The 22,084-nt window shown below is 56.8% G+C and carries 19 protein-coding genes and 1 other annotated feature; of the genes, 8 read left to right on the forward strand and 11 right to left on the reverse strand.

Annotated elements, in window-relative coordinates:
* Nucleotides 1-102: 102 nt before the first annotated feature.
* Nucleotides 103-1,926 carry a galactose-binding domain-containing protein gene (locus ACFFSY_RS26055; RefSeq protein ID WP_377499673.1) on the forward strand — a complete coding sequence of 608 codons (1,824 nt, stop codon included), beginning with the start codon at nt 103-105 and terminating at the stop codon, nt 1,924-1,926.
* An 82-nt stretch (nt 1,927-2,008) separates the two neighbouring features.
* On the opposite strand, the gene ACFFSY_RS26060 is transcribed toward ACFFSY_RS26055, so the two are convergent.
* Nucleotides 2,009-2,602, reverse strand: a complete 594-nt coding sequence (locus ACFFSY_RS26060; RefSeq protein ID WP_377499675.1) for a TetR/AcrR family transcriptional regulator — start codon at nt 2,600-2,602, stop codon at nt 2,009-2,011.
* A gap of 203 nt (nt 2,603-2,805) precedes the next feature.
* Between ACFFSY_RS26060 and ACFFSY_RS26065 the strand changes: the two genes are divergently transcribed.
* Complete coding sequence (locus ACFFSY_RS26065; RefSeq protein WP_377499677.1) at nt 2,806-3,567, forward strand: MBL fold metallo-hydrolase; 762 nt, start codon at nt 2,806-2,808, stop codon at nt 3,565-3,567.
* Nucleotides 3,568-3,578: 11 nt separating this feature from the next.
* On the opposite strand, the gene ACFFSY_RS26070 is transcribed toward ACFFSY_RS26065, so the two are convergent.
* The 3 genes from ACFFSY_RS26070 to ACFFSY_RS26080 form a co-directional block, all read right to left on the reverse strand.
* Entirely contained in the window at nt 3,579-4,151 is a 573-nt protein-coding gene (locus tag ACFFSY_RS26070) for a hypothetical protein (protein WP_377499679.1), read from the reverse strand.
* Nucleotides 4,145-4,786 carry an HAD-IA family hydrolase gene (locus ACFFSY_RS26075; RefSeq protein WP_377499797.1) on the reverse strand — a complete coding sequence of 214 codons (642 nt, stop codon included), beginning with the start codon at nt 4,784-4,786 and terminating at the stop codon, nt 4,145-4,147. The genes ACFFSY_RS26070 and ACFFSY_RS26075 overlap by 7 nt, the downstream gene beginning before the upstream one ends.
* A 448-nt stretch (nt 4,787-5,234) precedes the next feature.
* The gene (locus ACFFSY_RS26080; RefSeq protein ID WP_377499681.1) at nt 5,235-5,876 is read right to left on the reverse strand and encodes a collagen-like protein; all 642 of its coding nucleotides are present in this window, start codon (nt 5,874-5,876) and stop codon (nt 5,235-5,237) included.
* Between the two features lie 254 nt (nt 5,877-6,130).
* Between ACFFSY_RS26080 and ACFFSY_RS26085 the strand changes: the two genes are divergently transcribed.
* Complete coding sequence (locus ACFFSY_RS26085) at nt 6,131-7,165, forward strand: YheC/YheD family endospore coat-associated protein (RefSeq protein WP_377499683.1); 1,035 nt, start codon at nt 6,131-6,133, stop codon at nt 7,163-7,165.
* Between the two features lie 226 nt (nt 7,166-7,391).
* Nucleotides 7,392-7,853 carry an SRPBCC family protein gene (locus ACFFSY_RS26090; protein WP_377499685.1) on the forward strand — a complete coding sequence of 154 codons (462 nt, stop codon included), beginning with the start codon at nt 7,392-7,394 and terminating at the stop codon, nt 7,851-7,853.
* Nucleotides 7,854-7,900: 47 nt separating this feature from the next.
* On the opposite strand, the gene ACFFSY_RS26095 is transcribed toward ACFFSY_RS26090, so the two are convergent.
* The gene (locus ACFFSY_RS26095) at nt 7,901-9,127 is read right to left on the reverse strand and encodes an MFS transporter (protein WP_377499799.1); all 1,227 of its coding nucleotides are present in this window, start codon (nt 9,125-9,127) and stop codon (nt 7,901-7,903) included.
* A 73-nt stretch (nt 9,128-9,200) separates the two neighbouring features.
* Nucleotides 9,201-9,463: a binding site (T-box leader), on the reverse strand.
* A 181-nt stretch (nt 9,464-9,644) separates the two neighbouring features.
* Between ACFFSY_RS26095 and ACFFSY_RS26100 the strand changes: the two genes are divergently transcribed.
* The gene (locus ACFFSY_RS26100) at nt 9,645-10,172 is read left to right on the forward strand and encodes a GNAT family N-acetyltransferase (protein ID WP_377499687.1); all 528 of its coding nucleotides are present in this window, start codon (nt 9,645-9,647) and stop codon (nt 10,170-10,172) included.
* Nucleotides 10,173-10,849: 677 nt separating this feature from the next.
* On the opposite strand, the gene ACFFSY_RS26105 is transcribed toward ACFFSY_RS26100, so the two are convergent.
* From ACFFSY_RS26105 to ACFFSY_RS26125, 5 genes are all read right to left on the reverse strand, one after another.
* Nucleotides 10,850-12,136 (reverse strand): glycoside hydrolase 5 family protein, encoded by a 1,287-nt coding sequence (locus tag ACFFSY_RS26105; protein ID WP_377499689.1) that lies wholly within the window; start codon nt 12,134-12,136, stop codon nt 10,850-10,852.
* Nucleotides 12,137-12,151: 15 nt separating this feature from the next.
* Nucleotides 12,152-14,887: a glycoside hydrolase family 2 protein gene (locus tag ACFFSY_RS26110; RefSeq protein ID WP_377499691.1), complete on the reverse strand. Its 2,736-nt coding sequence runs from the start codon at nt 14,885-14,887 to the stop codon at nt 12,152-12,154.
* Between the two features lie 44 nt (nt 14,888-14,931).
* The gene (locus ACFFSY_RS26115; RefSeq protein WP_377499693.1) at nt 14,932-15,762 is read right to left on the reverse strand and encodes a carbohydrate ABC transporter permease; all 831 of its coding nucleotides are present in this window, start codon (nt 15,760-15,762) and stop codon (nt 14,932-14,934) included.
* Nucleotides 15,763-15,764: 2 nt separating this feature from the next.
* Nucleotides 15,765-16,652 (reverse strand): carbohydrate ABC transporter permease, encoded by an 888-nt coding sequence (locus ACFFSY_RS26120; RefSeq protein ID WP_377499695.1) that lies wholly within the window; start codon nt 16,650-16,652, stop codon nt 15,765-15,767.
* Between the two features lie 454 nt (nt 16,653-17,106).
* Nucleotides 17,107-18,459, reverse strand: coding sequence for an ABC transporter substrate-binding protein (locus ACFFSY_RS26125; RefSeq protein WP_377499697.1), 1,353 nt, complete (start codon nt 18,457-18,459; stop codon nt 17,107-17,109).
* Nucleotides 18,460-19,019: 560 nt separating this feature from the next.
* Here ACFFSY_RS26125 and ACFFSY_RS26130 point away from each other — a divergent pair.
* Together ACFFSY_RS26130 and ACFFSY_RS26135 are read left to right on the forward strand one after the other, a co-directional pair.
* On the forward strand, nt 19,020-19,520 hold the full coding sequence (locus ACFFSY_RS26130) for a GNAT family N-acetyltransferase (protein ID WP_377499699.1): 501 nt from the start codon (nt 19,020-19,022) through the stop codon (nt 19,518-19,520).
* Nucleotides 19,521-19,627: 107 nt separating this feature from the next.
* Nucleotides 19,628-20,098 (forward strand): DinB family protein, encoded by a 471-nt coding sequence (locus ACFFSY_RS26135; RefSeq protein WP_377499701.1) that lies wholly within the window; start codon nt 19,628-19,630, stop codon nt 20,096-20,098.
* Between the two features lie 92 nt (nt 20,099-20,190).
* Here the strand turns inward: ACFFSY_RS26135 and ACFFSY_RS26140 are convergent, their stop codons facing one another.
* Entirely contained in the window at nt 20,191-21,240 is a 1,050-nt protein-coding gene (locus ACFFSY_RS26140) for a hypothetical protein (RefSeq protein ID WP_377499703.1), read from the reverse strand.
* 307 nt (nt 21,241-21,547) lie between these two features.
* On the opposite strand from ACFFSY_RS26140, the gene ACFFSY_RS26145 reads away from it, so the two are divergent.
* Entirely contained in the window at nt 21,548-22,015 is a 468-nt protein-coding gene (locus tag ACFFSY_RS26145) for a DinB family protein (RefSeq protein ID WP_377499704.1), read from the forward strand.
* The last annotated feature ends 69 nt before the right edge of the window (nt 22,016-22,084 follow it).

Here is a 22,084-nt window from a genome sequence, read left to right on the forward strand (position 1 = left end):
AAGACGGCATGATTCGCGTCGTATGTTCGGTTTCATCCGGACGGCCTGCTGCAATCACTTCGGCCCTTCGGCCCATTTCATCCCCTTGAGGAGGTAAGTTTCATGATATTCCGCACTCGCGCCATCTGGCTCGCTGCGTTATCAGCGCTCCTGCTGCTCGCCTGCGTCGCCGCCCTTGCGACCGCCCCCGCCCGAGCGGCGACGGTCAATCTCGCTCGTGGCAAAACCGTTACCGTCTCCTCCACAGAGAGCGCCCAATACGGCGGCGCCAATGCGGTGGACGGCAGCACCGCCACCCGCTGGTCGTCAAACACGAACGATCAGCAGTATATCATCGTCGATCTGGGCGCAGCCCGTTCCATCTCGAGCGTTGTCTTGAAGTGGGAAGCCGCTTACGCCAAAGGTTTCCAGATCCAGACGTCGAACGATAATGCGACCTGGACGACCGTTTATTCCAATTATAACGGCACCGGCGGCACCAATACGATCACGTTCGGCGCCAACGCCCGTTATGTCAAAATGTACGCATTCCAGCGCGCGACCACGTACGGCTACTCCCTGTACGAGTTCGAGATTTACGGCGATGACGGGGCAGGATCGGGAAGCGGCAATCTGGCGCTCGGCAAGTCCGTGACCGCATCCACAACCGAGGATGCGACCAAGGCTGCTTCCTATGCGGTGGACGGCAGCACGGCAACCCGCTGGAGCTCGGCTTACGCCGATCAGCAGTACATTACCGTCGATCTCGGCGCGCAGCAGACGTTGGCCAAAGTCGTCCTGCGCTGGGAACTCGCTTATGCGAAGCAGTTCCAGGTGCAGACCTCCGCGGATAACGTCACCTGGACGACCGTCTACTCCAATTACAACGGCACCGGCGGCGTCAACACGATCAACTTCTCGCCCGTGACGGCTCGCTACGTAAAGGTCTACCTCATTCAACGCGCGACGACCTACGGCTTCTCCCTCTACGAGCTTGAAGCTTATTCCAGCGCAAGCGGCGGCACCGGCGGCGTCGCGGCCGTCAAGCAGCGCGTCCTGAATTATTTGTACGATATCTCCGGCAACCATACCATCGTCGGCATCGAGAACAAGAATGCCGGCACGCCGACAAGCGACAGCAATACCGTCGCTTCCATCGCCGGACGCACACCTTCGCTATGGGGCGGGGATTTCGGCTTCGGCAGCTCCGCCGTCGACAACCGCTGGAACATGATCAACGAAGCGAAGAACCAGTTCAACAAAGGCGCGCTCGTGACACTCATGTACCACCCGTGCGCGCCGACGCGCGACGAATACTGCTCGTGGGACGACATCGGCGCCGGCAACGCCGCCAAGCTGACGGACGCCCAATTCACCCAACTCACGACGCCGGGCACCAGCTTGTACAACGCCTGGATGGGACGTCTCGATACGCTGGCGACCTACCTGCAGGATCTGGAGAACAACAACGTCGTCGTGCTGTTCCGTCCGTTCCACGAGATGAACCAATGCGTCTTCTGGTGGGCCTGCCACAAGGGGGCGAACGGCACCGCGAAGCTGTACCAGATCACACATGATTACCTCACCAATACCAAGGGGCTCGAGAATCTAATCTGGGTGTGGAACGTGCAGGACTTCTCGAACTTGAGCACGGAGATCGACGCGTACAATCCGGGCGCGGCCTACTTCGACATCGCGTCGCTCGACGTATATAACACCGGCTACACCCAGACCAACTACAACACGATGCTCCGGGTATCGGGCGGCAAGCCGATCGCCATCGGCGAATGCCAATTCATGCCGTCCGCTTCGCTGCTCGCCAGCCAGAACAAATGGATCTATGCGATGCTGTGGCCCGACTTCATCGAAGATAACCGCAGTGCGCTGCCTGGCATCTATGGCGCATCCAACGTGCTGACGCTGGACGAAATGCCGGGATGGAATTAACGCGACTTAGTCGAAGATAGATCGCCAAACAGCCCGTCATCCTCGCTGGATGACGGGCTTCTTCGTTGCCGGATGGGCGGATCTATTTCACGGCGTACCCATCCAGCAGCTGGCGCACCTGCCGCATCATGAACCCCACGTGCTTGGCATCCCGGGTCAAACCGCTCGCCATGACGCTGCCTTCGAGGGCGGATACGATAAAGGACGCCATCGATTCCGAATCCAGCTCATTCCGAAATTCGCCGCTGGCTATTCCCTCTTCCAAGATCCGCCGAACAAGTCCGACCATCAATTCATACGCGGTCAATGCCTTGTCGCGCAGCTCGGGGAACGTATCGTCGCTCTCGACGGCCGCGTTCAACAGCGGGCAGCCCCCCTTAAGCGGGGGATTGTCCACCGGGTCCGCGTGGACGCCGCAGATCGCCATGATTTTATCGATCGCTGTCGGGGCTTCGCCGATCGCCGCCTTTAATTGCGCGAGCAGCAGCTCGCCCGCATAATCGAACGCTTCCAGCGCGATCTCGTCCTTGTTCGCGAAACGCCGGTAGAGCCCGCCTTTCGTAAGTCCCGTCGTATCCATGATGTCTTGGATCGACGAGGCGGCATACCCTTTTTGATTGAATAACTCGGCGGCCTTCATCACGATTTGTCGCCGCTCCTGCTCGTCTTTGCGCATCCTGCAAGCCTCCATGCTTCCTAAATTGCTTTGGCGCTATTGTAACACTGATCTTGGGCCGCGTCACAGACGGATCTCGAACCGCATCGCAAATTGTTCTTGAACTGCGTGGCGAATTCGACTATGATAATCCCGAACCGAACCGTTCGGTTCGGTATTTTTCACGAAAGTATTCTAGCCCTTACCCAGAGAGGAGCATCCGAATGAACGTATTCAAAATCGTCCGCATTCCCATTCTTCCCCTTCAGATGGTCAACGCCCACCTGATTATCGGACCGGGCGGCTGCATTCTGGTCGATGCAGGCATACCGGGAGCCGAGACGAAGATCGAAAGAACCCTTGCCCAAGAGGGGCTGACCTTCAAGGATATCAAGCTCATCGTCATCACGCATGCGCATATCGACCACGCCGGCAGCGCAGCCATCGTCCGCGAGCGGTCAGGCGCGCCCATCGTCGCCCATGAAGGCGACGAGAAGCATTTTAGCCAGGAAGTCCCGATGACGTTCTGCCCGACCGGCTGGTTCGCCAGGCTTTACATAAAGACGCCGGTCATGTTCAGGCCATATCGCGCCTTTGCGCCGGACATCTTGCTTCGCGGGCAAGAGACGATCGATTTGGGCCGGTACGGCATACCGGGCCTAATCAAATCCACGCCGGGACATACGGCCGGTTCCATCTCGATCGAACTGGACAGCCGGGAGGCGCTGGTCGGCGACCTGATCGCCTCCGGCATCCTGCTCGGCGGCATCGCCCGAACCGGCCGCGCCAGACGCCCGCCCTTCGAAGACGACCCGCACGCCGTGGCCCGCGAGCTCAACCGGCTGCTCGCTTCCGGCGTCGAAACCTTCTACATCGGGCACGGCGGTCCCTTGAAGGCGGCCGAGGTCGAGCGTCACGCCAGCTCGCTCCTGCTGCTTCCGCCGGCACTCGAGCATAAGCGCTGCGGCGGCGATCAACCGCAGTAACTACTTACGGGTTATTCCGCGAAGTAGATTTCTTTGTAGCCCGCCCAGGACGGGTCGTCTTTCAGTTCTTCCGCGATTAGCATGTTCGGCGGCAAAGAGAATGCGATTCGGTCGTCATCAACCAAACGTCCGTTCAGATAGAACCCCGGCGTCGCGCTCGGATAGCGGACATCCTGCTCCACGAGCGGTTCCCGCTGCCTGTATTCCAGAATCAGCTCCGTCTTCCTGCGGATGCTGTTTTCCGCATATGCCACGAGCGATGCTAGAGGCCTCTGATGATACGTATAACCTTCGACCTGTTCGATGAACCAATACCGGTACAAATTCTGCCCGAACTCCAACGTGGGCTCGTAATCATTATGCCACTCCCGGTCATCGACCAGGGAATTCGTCCACATCGTCACGAACGCCTCCAGACGGCTTCGGTACTGCGACTTGTCCGTCCGGTAGATTTGCATGTAATTCTCGTATTCTCTGAACGTGTAGAATATAGCCGAGGCGATCGTCATACTTCGGTAATTCACGATAAACGACTGAATGTCATCGGCTAGCTCGGCATGCCGTATCAGCGAATCTTTCAGCATGGGAAACCGCCTTCGAAGCGATCGTTCAACAGAAATTCCCGCAGCTGCTCCGGGTGCTCCGCCACGAATACCGGATCGCTCTGCCGAAGCAGTCCGCTCGAATCGTAGCCCCACGCGGCCCCGATGCTCTTAATACCCAACCGCTTGCCCGCGGCTAAGTCACGCCGTTCGTCGCCCACGTACAGCAACCGCGACTTCTCCATGCCGCTTGCCTTGACGAACCGAGCCAAGTCTCTTGTCTTGGAGAATGGATGCGCCGCATAACACTCGTCATCGAACAGCTCCATCCCGTTGTGCCGCAAGAATGCGCGCGACGCCTCCTTGGAGTTGGAGGTCACGAAGCCGATCCGGATGCCGCGCGATTTCAAATCGGCCAACAGTTTCGGCATGCCTTCGATGGCCGGCAATCCGGGAAGCGCTTCCTGATACCGTCGTTTGATCGCCATCCCGATGACCGGCATCCGGTGCAGCGGCACGCCAAGCAACCTGCAGCGCTCCCGGATCGGCAACCCGCCGAGCGCTTCCGCTTCGTCCGGGGCAATCGGCCGGTATCCTTTCTCATGAGCGATCTCGTTGAAGTGTGCCACGGCCAGCGACCTGGTACGGACCAGTACTCCGTTAAAATTAAACAACACGCAAGCCAAGGCAGTCCTCTCCCATTCTTCCTGTCCCGCCAACGCGCTGCGACCGGCTTAAGACCAATTGGAAAATAATCTCATGCCATCATACCAAATGGAAGCTTCCTCCGCTATTGCAAAAACCAAAAAGCCCGCCACCCTGAATGATGGCAAGCTGTCGCCTTACTTTGACGCCGCGCTCCCTTTGCGGACTAAACTCAGGACCAGCAGCGCGATCAATACGAGGACGGGCAGCACTCGGTTACGCACGCTCATGCCTGCTCCTTCGTTGCCCGAATCCGACTAAACAGCTTGAGGAACGGCAATCGTCTAAGGAAGGGTATACATGATAGCCGGCGATGACGCCGATCTGTTCAGCGTCTCTCGCCAACGACAAAGAGAGCCCCCCGCAAGATCCTCGCAGACCTCGCCGGGCAGCCCCCGTCTTATCTTTGCATACCCAGGATTAGGCTAATTTCTGAATAACGATCGATGCGCTAACCACTGGCGTGCCTCCGCCAATCGCCGCTTGCAAGGTCTGCGCGCCCGTATTATCGATCCGGTTTAACGTCAATACGCCTCCGGCTGTTAATTGAGCGATGACTTGACCTGGATAGGGGTTGTTGCCTGCGCCTGAACCGTAGTTGCTGCAAGGAACCAGGGTAGCTGGGAGCGGGCCGGCAGCATCCGGATCAAAGAACAAACCAAATGCGGAGTTCCCCGCAGTAGGGAAGACTTCCCAGGTAATTTGATAGAACCCGCTCTCCAAAATATTAATCGTCGACGGAGATGTGAATGTTAACGCGGTTGAGTTGATGACGGAGTTATTAAAGGTTACGGCTCCGCCTTGACCGCCCGGAGACGGTGCCGCGGCAACCGTTTGATCCACCGTGCTGCACAGAAACGCAAATGATGCTACTGCGGCTGGACCGACTGGACCTTGAGGACCGACTGGACCTTGAGGACCGACTGGCCCGGCAGGACCGACAAGCCCTTGAGGACCGGCAGGACCGACAGGACCGACAGGTCCCTGAGGACCGGCAGGACCTTGCGGACCTTGTGGACCTTGCGGTCCCGGAGGTCCTGGAGGACCGACTAATTTACCCATTCCTTGTTTCACGCCCCTTAACCTTTTTTTTCGTGAAGCGGCAGTCTTGAGACGCGCAGACGAGCCGGGACTGCTGGTTGCCCGCTGCGCCCTCAAGCACATTTGTTACGGGATACTATATGCCTGTTAAGGCCGCTTCGTGAAAATAGCGGGGCAAAAATATTATTCGTGCGGTTGTATTGTTGTCTATACCATTCTATCTCCCCTACATACGTTGTACTATGATGATTGTTATTACATGACGGAGGCGGATCATGAACAACTCTAAAACCGGATTAGTGGGGATTTTGGTTGCGAATCAACACCAAAGGAAGCGCGTTCTCGGACAATATCTCCGGCATAATACGGGGAATATGAAGTTATTCAGTTTTACGTCTTCATCGATAGACTGGAAGAAGAACACCGTGCTTGGTCTACATCGTTCTAACCGTAAATGGGCAGTCGGAAGATTCCCGCTCCCCCATGTCGTGTACAACCGGTGTTACGGCACGGATCACGAGATCATCGATCGTCTCGGGAAAGCGATCGGGAGCGATAAAATCTTCAATCATCTCAATCAATTCAACAAACTTGAAATCTACCATCGATTGGGCAGATGGCTGGGCGACAATCTACCGGAAACCGTCGCCTATGACCCGAACATCGCCATTCACATGCTAGATAAGCATAAAATAATTTATTTTAAACCCGTTTACGGACACCAGGGCAAAGGCGTCTACCGCGCCGAATTGAAGCCTTCCGGCGAAATCCACATTGGCCACCACTATTTCTCGCCTCAGAGCATCATCGGCGACTTCGCGCAATTTCAGGCTAGCATGCAGGAACTTCTCGGCTCCGTACCTTATATCATTCAACAAGGGATCGAGATACGAAAATGGAACGATCACACTTTCGATATACGCGCGCTCGTTCAAAAAAACGAGAGGGGCACATGGTCGGTTACGAATCTGGTCAGTCGGATTGCCTCTAAAGGCAGCTATAATACAAGCATCTACGATAAGGCTTGTTTGTCGCAAGAAGTACTCCACCAGTTATATCCGCTCGACAATATGAATGGAATTGTTACTTCCATTTACGATCTTAGCTTACGCTCAGCCGAAATCATCGACACCGAAACCGATTATCACATGGGCGAATTCAGCGTTGACATCGCGTTGGACAACAACGCGCATGCTTGGATCATCGAGCTCAACGGGAAGCCGCAAAAAGATCTCTATCGCGGTATCCGCAAACAAACTGCAGTCTACAAGCGACCCATGCAATACGCCCAATATTTGTGCAAACGCTAATCTGTTCTGGTTATTACTATATGGGTGATGGCTTGGCAAGGTTACGCGTCTATATTAACTTCGTCGCAATGAATAGCCGTATTACACGCACGGAGCGTCCCCCGTCCACAGAAGTCGGCGGGGGATTTATCACCTGGCGGTTGTCCTCCGATTGCGCTTCTCCCTACAAGTTGTGGTAAGCTCTTGGCAGTGGACAAGCACTACACGCCGAAGGAGCGAACCGACCATGACAATCTTCAATCACGAACCGATCGTCCAAGCCGAAATGCTCATCCGAAAGCCAGCGGAACAAGTGTACGAAGCTTTCGTCGATCCGGTCGTCACGACCAAATTCTGGTTCACGAAGAGCAGCGGCAGATTGGAAGTGGGCCGTCATGTCACTTGGGAATGGGAAATGTACGGTGCGTCCGATCAAATCTACGTGGAGGAACTCGAGCCGAACAAGCGGATCCGCATCGCCTCGTCGGACGGCACCAAGGTCGAGTGGACCTTCACAGCGCGCGCCGAGGACCAGACGTATGTCGTCATCACGCATACCGGATTTGCGGGGAGCGCCGACGAGATTGTCCGGCATGCCATCGATTCCATGGGCGGCTATACGATGGTGCTCTGCGGCTTGAAGGCGCTGCTGGAGCATAACGTCGCGCTCAACCTGGTGGCCGACAAAGCGCCGGATTACCACGTTTAGCCGACATCGCGTCACTTCCCACGGGCAAGCAGCTTGCGTCGCTCTCGTCAGGCCGCTTCGGTGGCTTGCCCGCCCCTCTTCGGCCATAGCAAATAAGCGCTCAAGCTTCCCCCTAATAGAGTCATGAAGATCACGCCGGCAAGGACGACGCTCTGCATCGACGCCGCTTCGGCTGCCGCTCCGATCAGGATTGTCGCCGCCATGACGAGCAGCGATTCGACGAAGCCGTTCACGCTCCCGATTCTCCCCATCATGTCGACCGGGATATGGTTCTGATAGAATGTCGCATACCCCGTATTGGCGAAAGCCAGGAAGAACGCCAGGATGAAAAACCCGGCCGCCCCGCCCATGAACTCGGTCGAACACGCGTAGATCAAATACCCGACGCACACGCCGGGCGTTCCGAGTCCGATCAAGCGGATTGCCGGCACCCGTGCGGCAAGCAGCGCATTGACGCTCGCCCCTGCGATGATGCCCGCTCCCGCCACGCTGACCAGCAGGCCATAGTCCCGCTCGGACAAGCCCAGCACCACTTTGGCGAATGCCGCTTCCAGCGAATCTACAGCCGAAGCCATCACGACCATGACGGCGCTGAACAGCATGATGACCGCCAGCACATGCTTCGACCGCGCGTAGAAGCCGATCACTTCGCGCCAGTCCTGCCGGATCATCGCCCAGCTCATCCGCTCTTGCATGACGCTGCCCTTATCGTCCTCCAGATTAGGCATGAACAGGGTGAGAACGCCAGAGACGAGCAGCGCCGCGGCATTGATATAAATTGCTGTAGACGGCGAACCGGCCATGAACAGCATGCCGGCGATCGCCGGACCAATCAGGAACGCGCCAGAGCCAATCAAGGCATTGAGCGAATTGAACCGTTGCCTTCGATCCGGCGGAATCAGCTTCGTGACATAAGTGCCCGATGCCGGACCGAAGACGGCACCCGCCATTTGAATGACGAATACCATCAGATAGAGGTACCAGGTCGCGTCATACAGCGGGAGCAGCGCGATGAGACCAGCACGCGCGAGATCCAGGGTAATCATTAGCGTACGCTTATTCAGGCGATCGATCAGGCTGCCGGACCAGGCGCCCGTGCATAACGAGGCCAGCGTCCGGACGACGTATAGCCCGGATACGGCAAGCGCGGAGCCTGTCGCCTTCAGGACGATCAGATTCAAGGCGATGAAATAAATCCACCCGCTAATGTTGGCGATGCCGATGCCAAACAGCAGGATTGCCGGGTATTTCCACGTTTCTATCAAGTTTCTCATTGTCATGCCGGACGGCTCCTTCCGCGAACGTTTCGTTAAAATAACAAAAAAATCCCACCCCCAAGACCCAGGTCTTGGGGGCGAGATCGATCGTCGCGGTGCCACCCCAATTTGCGAAAGCCGTTGCCGGATCCGCCTCGTCAGGTACGGCATGACATGGCATGCGTATACCCCAGCTCTATAACGGAAGCTCCCGTTCCGCCATCCCCGGATGTTACCGGTTCCATCGGACTGCTCAGAGACTTGTTTCAATAAAGCGTTCTTTGCTCCTTTCCAGCTGCCGGAGCTCTCTGGCGAAAGACCGCGTTTATCTACTCTTCTCGTCATCGCGTTTGAGCCATCTTAGCAGATACGATATTTGGTTGTAAATTCCTATTTTTTCAGGTAGCCAACCTCACGCCCTGTACCGGCACAAAATCGATATAATCATTTTGCCTGTTGCCAAGGCTATTGCTGACCCTCTAATGATCACATAGACTGTAACATATGACATTCATGCATATTAGGAGGGACACACATGATTACCATTAAACCCATGGGACTCGAAGATGCCCCGCGCATCCGCGATATCGACCGCTCGGAGACGATCGGGAGCGTCTATACGTGCGCGAACGGCGTGATGGAGGAGACGAAGGCCGGTCATGAATGCCCGAACTGGCAGGAAGACGATTACACCGCGATCATGTCGCGATTCGAACGAGAGCTTCGCAGCGGAGGTACGGCTTACGGCGCGTACGACGGCGAGACGCTGGTCGGGTTCGGCGTGCTGGCGAGTACATTCCGCGGCAAAGAGCAGGACCAGCTTCAACTCGATCTGATGTACGTGACACGGGCGTACCGCAGGCAAGGCATCGGCAGCCGGATTATGGACGCGCTGAGCGAGACGGCAATTGCCAAAGGGGCCAAGTCGTTATATATCTCCTCGACGGAGACCGAGTCGGCCGTCAAGTTCTACGCGAGCCGCGGATCGGCGCCGACCGACGAAGTGGACGAAGAGCTCTTCGCGATGGAGCCGCTCGATATTCATATGGTCAAGCGGCTGTGATGCTCGTGTCAGGCGAGTCTCCCTCGCCCCTTCCCCCTCCATCAATGCTGTCAGGTTAAGAAGGGACTCCGCCCCTTGGGCCCCACTTTTGTTGCTCCCTCCCCCTTCCCCCTCCGCTGAGGGGAACCATAGGACTTTGCCCTCTGGACTCCCCATTTCGTGCTGGCTCGTTTGTTCGCGGTCGGCGGGTTGCTTCGAGCTGGCACGCTTTTGTCCTCGCGGACAAAGCTTCAGTCGGTTTTGAAGTTCTAAGACAAAAGACTGTCAACTATAGGCCATGGGTCGCTTCACCGGACGTTTTTCCTTAACCTGACAGCATTGCCCCCTCCATTAGAGGGGAACCAGAAGGTTAGCACATCTGGACTCTGCTAATGAGCGTGACTCCGTTCGCGGCCGTCTTCGATCTGTCCTTTCGTGCGTAGCCCGCTCTTGTCCAGCCCGGACAAAGCTTTTTTTCGAACTTCGTTCGATACGTTGAGCCTTGAGGCGGAATTCTGATCGTTCGACTCTTTCCGCTACTATGTGCTGACCTTCGCTTTCGTTCGCTTTTGCAGAGACGCTTTACTTTATCCAATAGGTTGAATCTAACATAATTCTAAACATAAAAATCTACCGGTATCCGGTAGATTTTTATGTTTTCTTGCAGATTCCGAGAAACCTCCGCTCAACATACCCCTTTACTTAAACGGAACCGAATGAAACACGTCCGAATACGCGCCTTCCACATTCGAGGCGTTCGCCGCCTTGATTCGGTAGTAGGCTTGCGCGGACTGAACGCGGGTCGGGTCAATCCACGGCATGGCGTGGTCCGCCGGCCGCTTGTCGTAGACGATCTGCCAGCTGCCGCTCTCGCCGGAGAGCGACTTCTCCACCGTATAGCTAGCCGCGCCGACGACGCCGCGGAATGCGATGCGTCCGCACTCCGCGTCGACGATAAGCGGCTTGCCCGGCACCGCCTCCTCCAACACGTCCCGCCCGCTCATCGCGAAGGCATGCTCTCGCAGCGCCAACACCCGCGTACGGATGTCTTCATTGACCCCAGCGCCCGGATAATGAACGGCGAACCCGTCGAAGTGCTGCACGTATCCGCCTCGATCGTGGTGGCCGAAGAGCGACCAGAACAACGTTCCCGACACCGCCGCATTCGACTCCGCCTCGCGCAGGAAGGCGGCTAGGTCGCAGTTGGGCCAGCCGAATTCGCCAGCGATGTACACTTTGCCCGCCGCTTGGACGGCTTCGGCATCCTGCCGCAGTTCTTCCGCGTCGGCCGGATAATAATGGACGTCGAGAATGTCGAGCGATTCGATGGCGAGCTTGTCGGCGTCCAATTGGAACTGCTTGCCGTGCGCGACGAGATGTTTCGCATCGATCGCCTTCACATATTCACATATGCGCTCGACCCAGGAGGGCGGCGCGTCGTTCAGCTCGTTGCCCAGCTCCCACGCCATGATCGTCGGATCATCCTTATAGGCAATGCCGGTATAGCTGTTCACCCGGTTCAGCAGCAGCGCGATATACGCCTCGAAGTCCGCGATGACGCCCTCGTCCGCATAGAACAGGTTCTGATCGTCCAACCCGCGCCAGCTCGTGAACGTGCGTCGTCCGCCGTGATAATAGTGCCAGTTGCAGACGAACGGAATGATGAGCTTAAGCCCTCTGTTGCCCGCTTCCTTAATCGCGAAATCCACCCGGCGAAACGCTTCTTCGTTCGTATCGCCCGGTGCCGGCATCAGCGCCTTCTCGCAGCCGTGCGAAGCGCCGAGCGTATGCGAGCGGACGACTGTCGCGCCCATCTCAACCGCTGTATCGAGCGCATTCGTCACCCGGAATGGCGTCGGCCAATCGACGCCGTCCACATTCTCGTCCAAGCCGAGCCAGTATATATTCGGTCCTGCAAACCGGAACGGCTGCCCGCCAAGCATTAAGCGAGCGCCTTCCCGGGTTACAAATTCATTCTGCTCCATCGCAAGTTCCCGCCTTTATGGATACGTATTCGCCGCCGCAGCCGCGTTGAAATAGTGAAAATCGATATGAGGCCGCTCCTGCGCATCTAGCGCGTGCGCGTCATCGCTCGACGCGTCCGCGAACAGCTCGCCTGTTCGTTTCCTGCAGGTGACGCGCACGACCCGCTCCTCCCCTGGGAACAGCGAGAAATAGGCATCGCTCGCCATCGTCCAGTAGAGGTCCGTGCGCTCCGTCGGATAGACGTGGAGAAGAACGCGATCGCCCGTGTTCTTGACGACATACTCGCGTGTCAGCACGGAATCATCCGCGATGTCATCATTGCCGGTCTCGGGTACCCACTCGCCCAAAGCTTCCGCCTCGAGTTTGCCGCCGGCAATCGCCAGCGCCGGAGCAAAAATCGGATCCGGTCGCGTCGAGAAAATATATGGCGCACTCGGTCCGGACGCCTCTTCGCCGTTCACCGCGAGTGTAAGCCGAACGTAGAACAGCCCGTCAGCCGTCTCTGGCGCCTGGAAGGATAAGCTGCCCAGCAGCAGCGTCTTGTCCGCTGACGTGCATCCTTGGAACGCTTGGCCATGCAGAATCGCGCCCGCGCTGTCCACCACCTCGGCGCAGACAAGACAATCCGCGGACTCGCCGTCCGTAGCGGCATAGACCGGCAGACTTATCGTCTCGCCTGCCGACCAATCGAGCCGGGCGTAATCCAGGCTCGCCCGTCTGCTTTGGAACGCTTCGCGCACCCAGTAATACGCCATCTTCGGCTCCATGTAGTAATCGACCAAGTTCGTGCACGTCACGTTCGGCCAAGGCTCGTTCAGCTGCCAGATGATGCTGCCGCTATTATTGAACTTCCGCCGCCGATTGGCGTCCAGAATATAACGAAGCCCCTCTGCCTGAATCCATTGGCTGCAATCGGCGAACTGCGCGAGCGCCGTCATCGGTCCGAACAACGACGTATCGCGGTCGAATGTATCCCACCACTCGCCGTGATGCCGCCAGACGAGGCTATCTTTCATCGGCACGGGCTTCCGGTGCGCCTCCCCGATGAACTTCCGGATGCTCTTCACCCCGCTCAGCCCGTCGACGCCGAATTCGCTGTGGAACAGATGATCGGCTTGGCCATAGATCCGGTAGTGATCCGGGTTGCCCATGTACTTCCAATGGCCATGGACATCATGGCTGACGCCGCGCTCCTCCGTAATATACTGGACTGGCCCCGATGCTGACGTCGGCAAGAACAACCGCCCCGAATCATGCAGCCGCACGAGCTCGCGCAGCATCGCCAGGTTCTCGTCAGCGAACGTGGATGGCACGTTCGGCGCGCTCATCAGCTCGTTGCCGCCGCTCCATACGGTCAGACTCACATGGTTGCGGCGGTCCTTCAGCGCTGCCGCCGCATTGCACGCCAGCAGCGGCAGAAATTCAGGACGCTTGGAAGGCTCGTTGTCGATGCCGGAGCTGGACTGAATAAACTCCTGCCAGACCAGAATGCCGAGCTCGTCGCACAAGTCGTACAGCGCCTTCTTCTCGATAATGCCGCCGCCCCAGATCCGCAGCAGATTCAAGTTCCCCGCTTGCGCCAGCCGGACCATCCAGTCGTATCGCTCGCCCGCCACGTTCCCGTAAAGGTGATCGAGCGGCGTCAAGTTCGCGCCTTTGACGTAAATCTTCCGTCCGTTCACGACAAAGGTGTACGGCAGCGCATCAACCGGACTCTCTTCGTTCTGGATGTATTCGAGCCTGCGGATGCCTGTTCGCAGCGAGCGCGAATCATATTCGCCGGCGTCATCCGCCATGATCAGCTCCACCCGGTAGAGCGGCTGATCGCCATAACCGCTCGGATACCACAGCCGCGGCGATTCAACCTCGAGCGTGCAGGCCGCAAGCCCCGCGTCATTCGGTGCAATCCGTTTCGTTTGCGCGAGCCTGCCATCCGGATCGTACAGCTTCACGATGAGCACGATGGAGCCGGCTTCCGTATCGCTCTGCTTGGCCCCGCTGCCGGCGGCATCGCGCGGAGTCTCGCTGCGCGTCTCCTCCGTGCCGACCGCAGAACCAATGCCGCGATTCCCGTTCCTCTCGATTGCCGCTTCCACCCGGATTAAGCCCGCCCCGTCGCGAACATCGGTCGTCACCGACAGCTCGCCCAGCGAATACGCTCCTTTGGCCGCGAGCACGATATCGTCCCAGATGCCCACGTTCACTAGACGCGTCGAGAAATCCCATTTATAGTTGAACCGGCTCTTCTGCGTGAACGTCTCGCTCGTCCGGCCAATTTGGCCCATTTCATCCGGTGCTTGTTTGAAGACGACGAGCAGCTCGACATCCTCTTCGGCCCGGTAATGGTCCGTCACATCGAAGGCGGCCGCTTCATACATCCCTTTGTGCTCGCCGAGCAGAACGCCGTTCCAATACACCATCGCCTCGTAATCCAGTCCGCGGCAGATCAGCTGCATTGTTACGCCTGCGTGCACCGGCGCTTGGAACCTTTTGCGGTACACCCACCAGCGGTTCTCCACCCATTCGGCGTGCAGACTGTTCAGGTCCCGATATGGATTCGCCAGCAAGCCAGCCCGGTACAGATCGTGGTGGACGCCGCCTGGCACCGTCGCCGGCATCCAGTCGGTCACGCCCATCAGCTCGTTGCCGATCTCCATGCTCGTGCCCTTCAAGGGCACCCAGGGCCAGAAGCCTTTCAGCTCCCAGCCGTCTCCGCCAAGATTCCATTCCATGGCGTTCATCGTTGTCATCCTAACCGCTCCTTCTTCCGCGTTATCTCAAGATAGCCAGCAGTCTATCCTTTGACCGCGCCGCTCGTCACGCCGGAGAAAATATACTTCTGCAGGAACAAATACATGACGACCGTCGGAATCATGATGAGCAGGATCGCCGCGCAAATATTGCCCCATTGCGCCTGATTGTTGCCCGCGAAGCGCATGATCGAGGTCGAGACGACGACCAGCTCGGTCTTCGGCATATACAGGAATGGGATGTACAGCTCGTTGTAGATGTTGATCGTCTTCAGAATGACGAGCGTCGCCGTCGCCGGGCCGAGCAGCGGGAAGATGACCGTCCGATAGATGCGGAACAGGCTCGCGCCGTCCATCATCGCGCTTTCGTCCAGCTCCTCCGGGATATTCTTGATGAATTGCAGGTAGATGTAGATCTGCACGACGTCGGCGCCGACGAACAGCAGAATCGGCGCGCCGAGCGTGTTGTACAGCCCCAAATCCTGCAGCAGGGAAAAGACGACGACCTGCGTCGTAATCGTCGGGATAAGCGTCGCGAACAGGAACGCGCCGAGAATGACACCCTTCCCTCGGAATTCGATCCGACCGAGCGCGAACGCAACCATCGTACCCAGGATGATGTTGCCGATCAGGGAGGCGATAATGATGACGAGCGTGTTCAGGAACGCATGCCCAAGGTCGGCGCGTTCGAACACGGTGCGGAAATTATCCATATTCAAGAAGCTGGCCGGCAGGGCGAACGGGCTGCCGCCCTCGTCCTCCCGCTTGAACGCGTTCACCAGCACCACGTAGGGCGGGAACAGCACGACGAAGGCGCCGAGCAGCAGGAACAAGTACTTGATCGTTTGGACCGGATCGTAACGTTTGGTCGTCATGGTTACTCCCCTCCTCTGCGGTTGATGACCGCATTCTGGATACCGAGCACGACGATCGTCAGCAGCAGCAGGACGACGCTCATCGCGGACGCCAGTCCGAAGTTGTTGAACTGGAAGGCCGTCTCGATCGTCTTGAGCAGGAACGTCTCGCTCGCGCCGGCCGGGCCGCCTTTCGTCAGGACGAACGGCAGGTCGAACACGGCAAGCGCGCCGCTGATCGTCAAGAACATATTGAGCTGAATGATCTTCGTCAGGTTCGGCAGCGTCATGTACCACAGCGTCTGGAACCGGCCTGCGCCGTCGATCCTGGCCGCCTCGTACATATCGCCCGGAATCGCCTGGAGCGCCGCCAAATAGATGACCATGTTATACCCCATAAACCGCCAGAATCCGATGGAAGCCAGCGAGTAGTTGACTAGAGAAGCGTTGCCGAGCCAGCTTTGCTGCAAGGACGAGAGGCCGAGCGCCCCGAGCAGTCCGTTCAGCGAGCCGTTCGTCGTATCGAGCACATATTGGAACATGAAAGCCACCGCGACGGCGTTCATAATGAACGGAAGAAACAGCAGCACGCGGAAGAAATTCCGTCCCCTTAGTTTGGAATTCAAAATGACCGCGAATAGAATCGCCACGATATTCTGGATAATGCCGGTTAGCGCGTAAGGAATCTGATGAAGAAAGACGCCGAATAAGTCGGGGTTCGTGAAAATCTCCTTGTAATTCTCAAAGCCTAGCCACATGCTATCGGAGCTGATGCCGTCCCAATCGGTGAAGCTCAAATAGACCAGCTTAATTGCGGGATAGTAGGTTAAAAGACCAAGCAGCAGCAGCGGGATCGCCATAAATCCGATCAGAATCAGCTTGCGCTGCGCGTTGTACGAGATGCTTCCCATGGTTCCACTCCATTTCCGCCTCGGTTTTCGTTTGGCAAGATGAAGCGGTTAGCGCCACCCTATAGGGGCGCTGCGCGTTTCATTCCAGAGAAAAAGCGGGCTATCCCGTCCCAAGATAACCCGCCTGGTCCCAAACGCCGAGTGCTTATTTAAGCGCGTGTTCAAAAAGGCGACCATTCAGCACCGGACATCAAAGCCTGAACGCCAGATTCGATGCCGAACCACTCCTGGATCTGCTTCGCAAGATCTATCGGCGTCTTTTTGAACGACCTATTTAAGTTCATGTTCAAAAAGGCGACCATTCAGCACCGAGAAGGTTGCGTGAAGGGCGAAGAAGGAGGAGCGGAGTTTAGGCAAACCTAAATGAGCACCGGACTTCAAGCCTGAACGCCAGATTCGATGCCGAACCGCTCCTTGATCTGCTTCGTGATCAATTGGCGTCTTTTTGAACGGCCTATTTAAGAACGGCTTTCTTTGCTTTCGCCCATTGCTTGTTGTACTTGTCCAGAATCGATTGCGGATCCTTCGCCAGCACGAACTCCTGCACGAGCGCTTCCTTGACGATCTGAGCCTTGTTCACCACTTCCGTCGTTTCTGCCGAGTCCGATACCGCTTCGATGTAATTCGGGTTGAAGCTGTTGAATTCGGAAAGCTGCGCGACCTTCGCTTCTTTATCCTTCAAGACCGGGATGAAGCCCGCGAAGTCGTCGAAGCCGGACTCTTCGATCATCCATTTGACGAATGCTTTCGCCGTGGCGAGATTCTTGCTGTCCTTGTTGACGCCGTAACCCCAGTCTGGCGCGAGCGCCACGTTCACTTTGCCCGAGTTGTCGTACGGCATCGGGAAGAAACCAACATTGTCGCTCGTCGTGCCGCTTTCGATAACTTGCGGGATAACCCAGTTGCCGAGCAGGTACATCGCGAATTTGCCGCTGGCGATGTCTTTCTTGGACTGCTCCCAGTTCGTCGAGTTGACGTCCGGCTCGAGGTAGCCTTTCTCGTACATCGTGCGAACGATCGTCATCGCTTGGCCGTACGGGTTATCCAGCGTGTACGGGGTGTCGCTGTTCACGCGCTCGTTGTTCAAGTTCGCGTTGCCGGCGATCGAAGATGGCAGCTCGGATGCCCACGGATAGAGCGTCCATTGGTCCTTGAAGTTGGAAGCGAGCGGCACGATGCCTTTGGCTTTCAGCTTCTCGGCAGCCGCATAGAACTCGTCCAGCGTCGTCGGAACCGCGGTAATGCCCGCATCGGCGAACGCTTTCTTGTTGTACACGATGCCCGTCGTGCTGCCGCCCGCGGAGATGCCGTATACTTTGCCTTCGAACGACTTGTAGTCCTTGAAGTAGATGCGGTCGTTCAGGCCGAGATCGTCGAGCGGCGCGAAATATTTCGGCAGGTCGCTGTTCGGCAGCGTCGGGACAAGCACGACGTCCGGGAACTCGCCGGAGGCGATGCGGATCTTCGTCGTTTTGTCGAGATCGGTGACTGCCTCGAACTTCACGTCCGCATTCGGGTATTTCTCTTTGAAACGTTTGGCGTAATCGACGTATTCCTTGTCGACCATGTCCGTGCGGTTCGTCAGGAACGTGATTGTGCCGCTAATGTCTCCGCCAGCCGTATTGCCGTCGTTCGACGCGCCTGCATTGCCACCGGCGTTGCCGCCTGTGCTGCCGCCCGAATTGTCGGCCCCGGCGTTGTTGGTTTTGCCCGCGTTACCGGCATTGCCCCCGTTGTTGCTGCCGCAAGCGGCGAGAAGCGCGACCATCATGAAGACCGTGACCAGCACTAAACCGAACTTCTTCATTGCATGAATCCCCCTTAAGGCATGATGTGTATTGATATCGCTTACAGAAACGATTTTAACATGCTGAAACTTATTGTTCAACATATTTTAACTAAATTCAAAAATATTTAATTCAACATGTTGAAATCTTAGGTAAAAGCAAGTGCCCCACTCATAGCTTAAACGTGGGCGACCCGCGTGCCTTCGGAGGATGACTCTTTTCGGGTACGGAATTTGCTTGTAAAATAAAGTTATGCATGCCGAAAGAAGGGGACGCCATGTGCCGCTACGCGATATCGAGCACCGGCAATACCGGTGTGCGAAATGCGGCCAGACGATGAAGGATATGGGCCATGACTTTCAAGCACCGAAACAGACGGATTTGAAACAATGGAAAAAAGTTGAATTGTTGTACCAACACGGATACACGTATCATTCGTGCGGGTGGGATGGTCCGGGGTATCGGCCGGGGACTTTGGCAGAAGCGAAGGTTTTTATTTGGAACGAGGTGCGTATGCGTACGGAAGGCGAGAGACTGCTGCTGCTATGGGGTGCAGGGAATAAAGGAGGAGTATCAGGTCGTGATTGAACTCAGACCCATTGCTTTCGGAGATGGCCCGGAGCTCTATCAACTCGCGCTTGAGATCGGACCCGGCGAGAACGGGTTCGTTAACGGCTTATACGCCGGTCAGTACAGTGAATTCGAATCCAAGCTGAAGAGCTACATCGACATGTCCGCAGGCTCCAATCTTGCGCCTAACCTTGTCCCGCAGACGACCTATTTGCTCCTTATCGACGGCTACTCTGCGGGGTACGGAAAAATTAGACATCGGCTAAACGACCAACTGAAACGCCATGGCGGCCATATCGGCTATGTTATCCGCCCTTCCCTCCGGGGAATGGGATACGGCAAGCTAATGCTCGGCCTCCTGGTGCAAGAAGCTTCGAAACTAGGCATTGAAGATGCGCTATTGACGTGCAACGCGGACAATTGGGCCTCCCGCAAAATTATCGAGCATAACGACGGCAGACTGGCTGGCACAGATGCCGGAACATGCCGGTATTGGATATGTACAGGCTAACCGTAAGATCATCCTTGCCTCGCGTTCTTCTTTGATGGGCCAAAGGGTTAACGCGAACATAAGTTCTGATATAATGACTAGACCTCATTATAGAAAGGAACATCCTCATGCAAACCGTTGAAGCCATCGTATGGAACTTAGAAGAAGTAAGACGCAGAAGCTTTATCATATGGAATAGCATCCCGCTCGAATTTATGGACTGGAAGCCGGACCCGGATGCCATGAGCATGCAAGCAATGATCCGACACGTGCTCGATGGCGAACATTATTACCACCTGGCCTTGTTGAATAAAGGAAGTCTCACCGAATATGATTCGCCCTATGACCAGCGCGCTTTCACGACGCTCGATGAAGAGCTCGCTTTCTCGCAGCCCTATCGGGCAGCCTTCATGGAGACCGTCAAGCGCTATACCGAAGCGGATTTGTCCCACGTTCAGATCGATCGCAGCGACGTCGGATACGTCCGCTCATTAGGCGACATGCTCCTGCGAATTGCCTACCATGAATCGGTCCATGCCGGCCAGCTGCTGGACTATATGCGAACCGCCGGCCTGCCTCGTCCCAAAGTATGGGATTAATTAGGCCCCTCATGACGAATAAGGCAGCCGCCTCGAAGCGGTTGCCTTATTCGCATTCCATGGAGATGCCGACAGGTTGAGCGACCAAGCAATCATTGCTGCTGTTCATACACCCCGTTCACCCACACGTTATGTCCAAAGTAACTGACGCCGTTGTCCCTGACATACAGCTTGTTGTTGGCGATCAAGGAAATCGTCAGCTCGAAATCGCCATCGCGGAAAACCATATCTGCCTCGGCCACTACCGCTTCGCCCGATTCGATGTTGCCGATATTGACGCCGCCCTGCTCGGCCGCCTCTTCGTCTGCCGCATAGATCGCATCGAGCCGGAATTGCAGCCGATTGCCGGTAGCCTTCTCGATGGTCAACGTGGACGCCTGCAGCTCGGTCGAACCCTCCAGCTCGTAACGGCCGGGCTTCAACTTCTGCCACGCACTCGGTATGCTATCGGCCGGCGCGATTGCCAAGCCCGTCATGACGTCCTGAATCGATAAAAACCGGTATGGCACGCCTGCCTTTGCTTTCTGCACCAGCCCCGGGTCGTGGACGAATCCAGATTTCGTCTGCCTATAAATTAGCAACTGCGATACGGGCACGGCGCCCATCTGGCCCGCTCCGGTCACGTACTCCAGCAGGATGATGATGTCCTTGCTCCCGTCGCCGTTCACATCTCGAAAGGCTACGGCAGCGACGCTATAATTGGCCCTGGGAGACTCCGCTTCATAGTCGAGTTCGGTCACCGCATCCGCTTTCTTGACGTAAAAATGAAATTGCGGCCTGCCATCCACATCCTCCTCGGTCGTGATAAATTCCGACTTGCCCGCCAGCTCGAACTCGACCGGGAAAGACTGCTCCTTCACCTTTTCCCCGACGATGGCGTCCGAAGCTTGCGCAGGCTGTGCGCTCGGCTGATCGTCGGACGGTACGACTTGCCCCGTATTGCCGCCGATCGAATTGGCATCGTTCGACGGAGCCTCCTGCTCCGCGTCGTTGTCCGAAGGCGAAGCATCGTTCGCCGGTAAAGTCTCCTCCGTATTGGCAACGCCAGTATTCGGCACGGCTGCCGGTTCCGGCGCGTTCTCTCCATTGCTGCACCCCACTGCTAGCACGAGCAGGGCGAGGATGAGTACACGTGCATTCATACGCCAGTCCACCCTCACTTGATAGTTTCGCTAAGCCATCCGTATGGCCGATCCGGCCCTGTCCTTGGCTTTGTCATTTCGTGCATTCCAAATACGTAACACGATGACGCGCTTCCCTCCAACCAAATTAACAGCTTTTTACACGAGAGACAACAAGCAAGCCTTCGCTGCCTATACCAGGTCGAATGCCGCAAGTATCGAGATGACTGATCATTCGCATCGAAATCTCTCGATAACACGTAAGCTCCGCTTCGTGCTATTCTGCAAGCATCGATATTGAAATCCCTGACTGACAGGAGCGAACGCTATGCCATTACACGCCGCTAACCAGCTCGAAATACTTCTTGCTTCAGTACCCGCTTCGATCGCGAATCTATCCGCCGAAGCGATGACAGCCCCGCTTCAACCCGGCAAATGGTCGCGCCTGCAAATCCTCGGCCACCTGTGCGATTCGGCGCTTCATAACCTGACCCGATTCGTGCACGTCCAGCAGCTGCCGGAGCCGGTTCAGCTCCAACCGTACAACCAGGACCAGTGGGTCGCGGCCCAGCATTACGCGGACGCCTCTATTGACGATATCGTCGCACTGTGGGTGAGCTTGAACCGCTCGATCGTGCGCGTGCTGGTCCATCTTCCTGGCGATGCTGCTTCCCGAACCGTACAACTGCCAAACGGCGATACGCAAACTCTGGCATGGCTCGTCGCGGATTATTTGGCGCATCTCAACCATCATTTGCAGCAAATCGTGCCGGACGATTCGTCGGTTGAGGGTTGATTCTCGCCGTCTGGAGGTTAACATTCATACACTTGGACGACTACGGCCGCAGCCGAACATTCATACACT

The sequence above is a fragment of the Paenibacillus aurantiacus genome (assembly GCF_042431225.1).
Lineage (GTDB): Bacteria > Bacillota > Bacilli > Paenibacillales > Paenibacillaceae > Paenibacillus_Z > Paenibacillus_Z aurantiacus.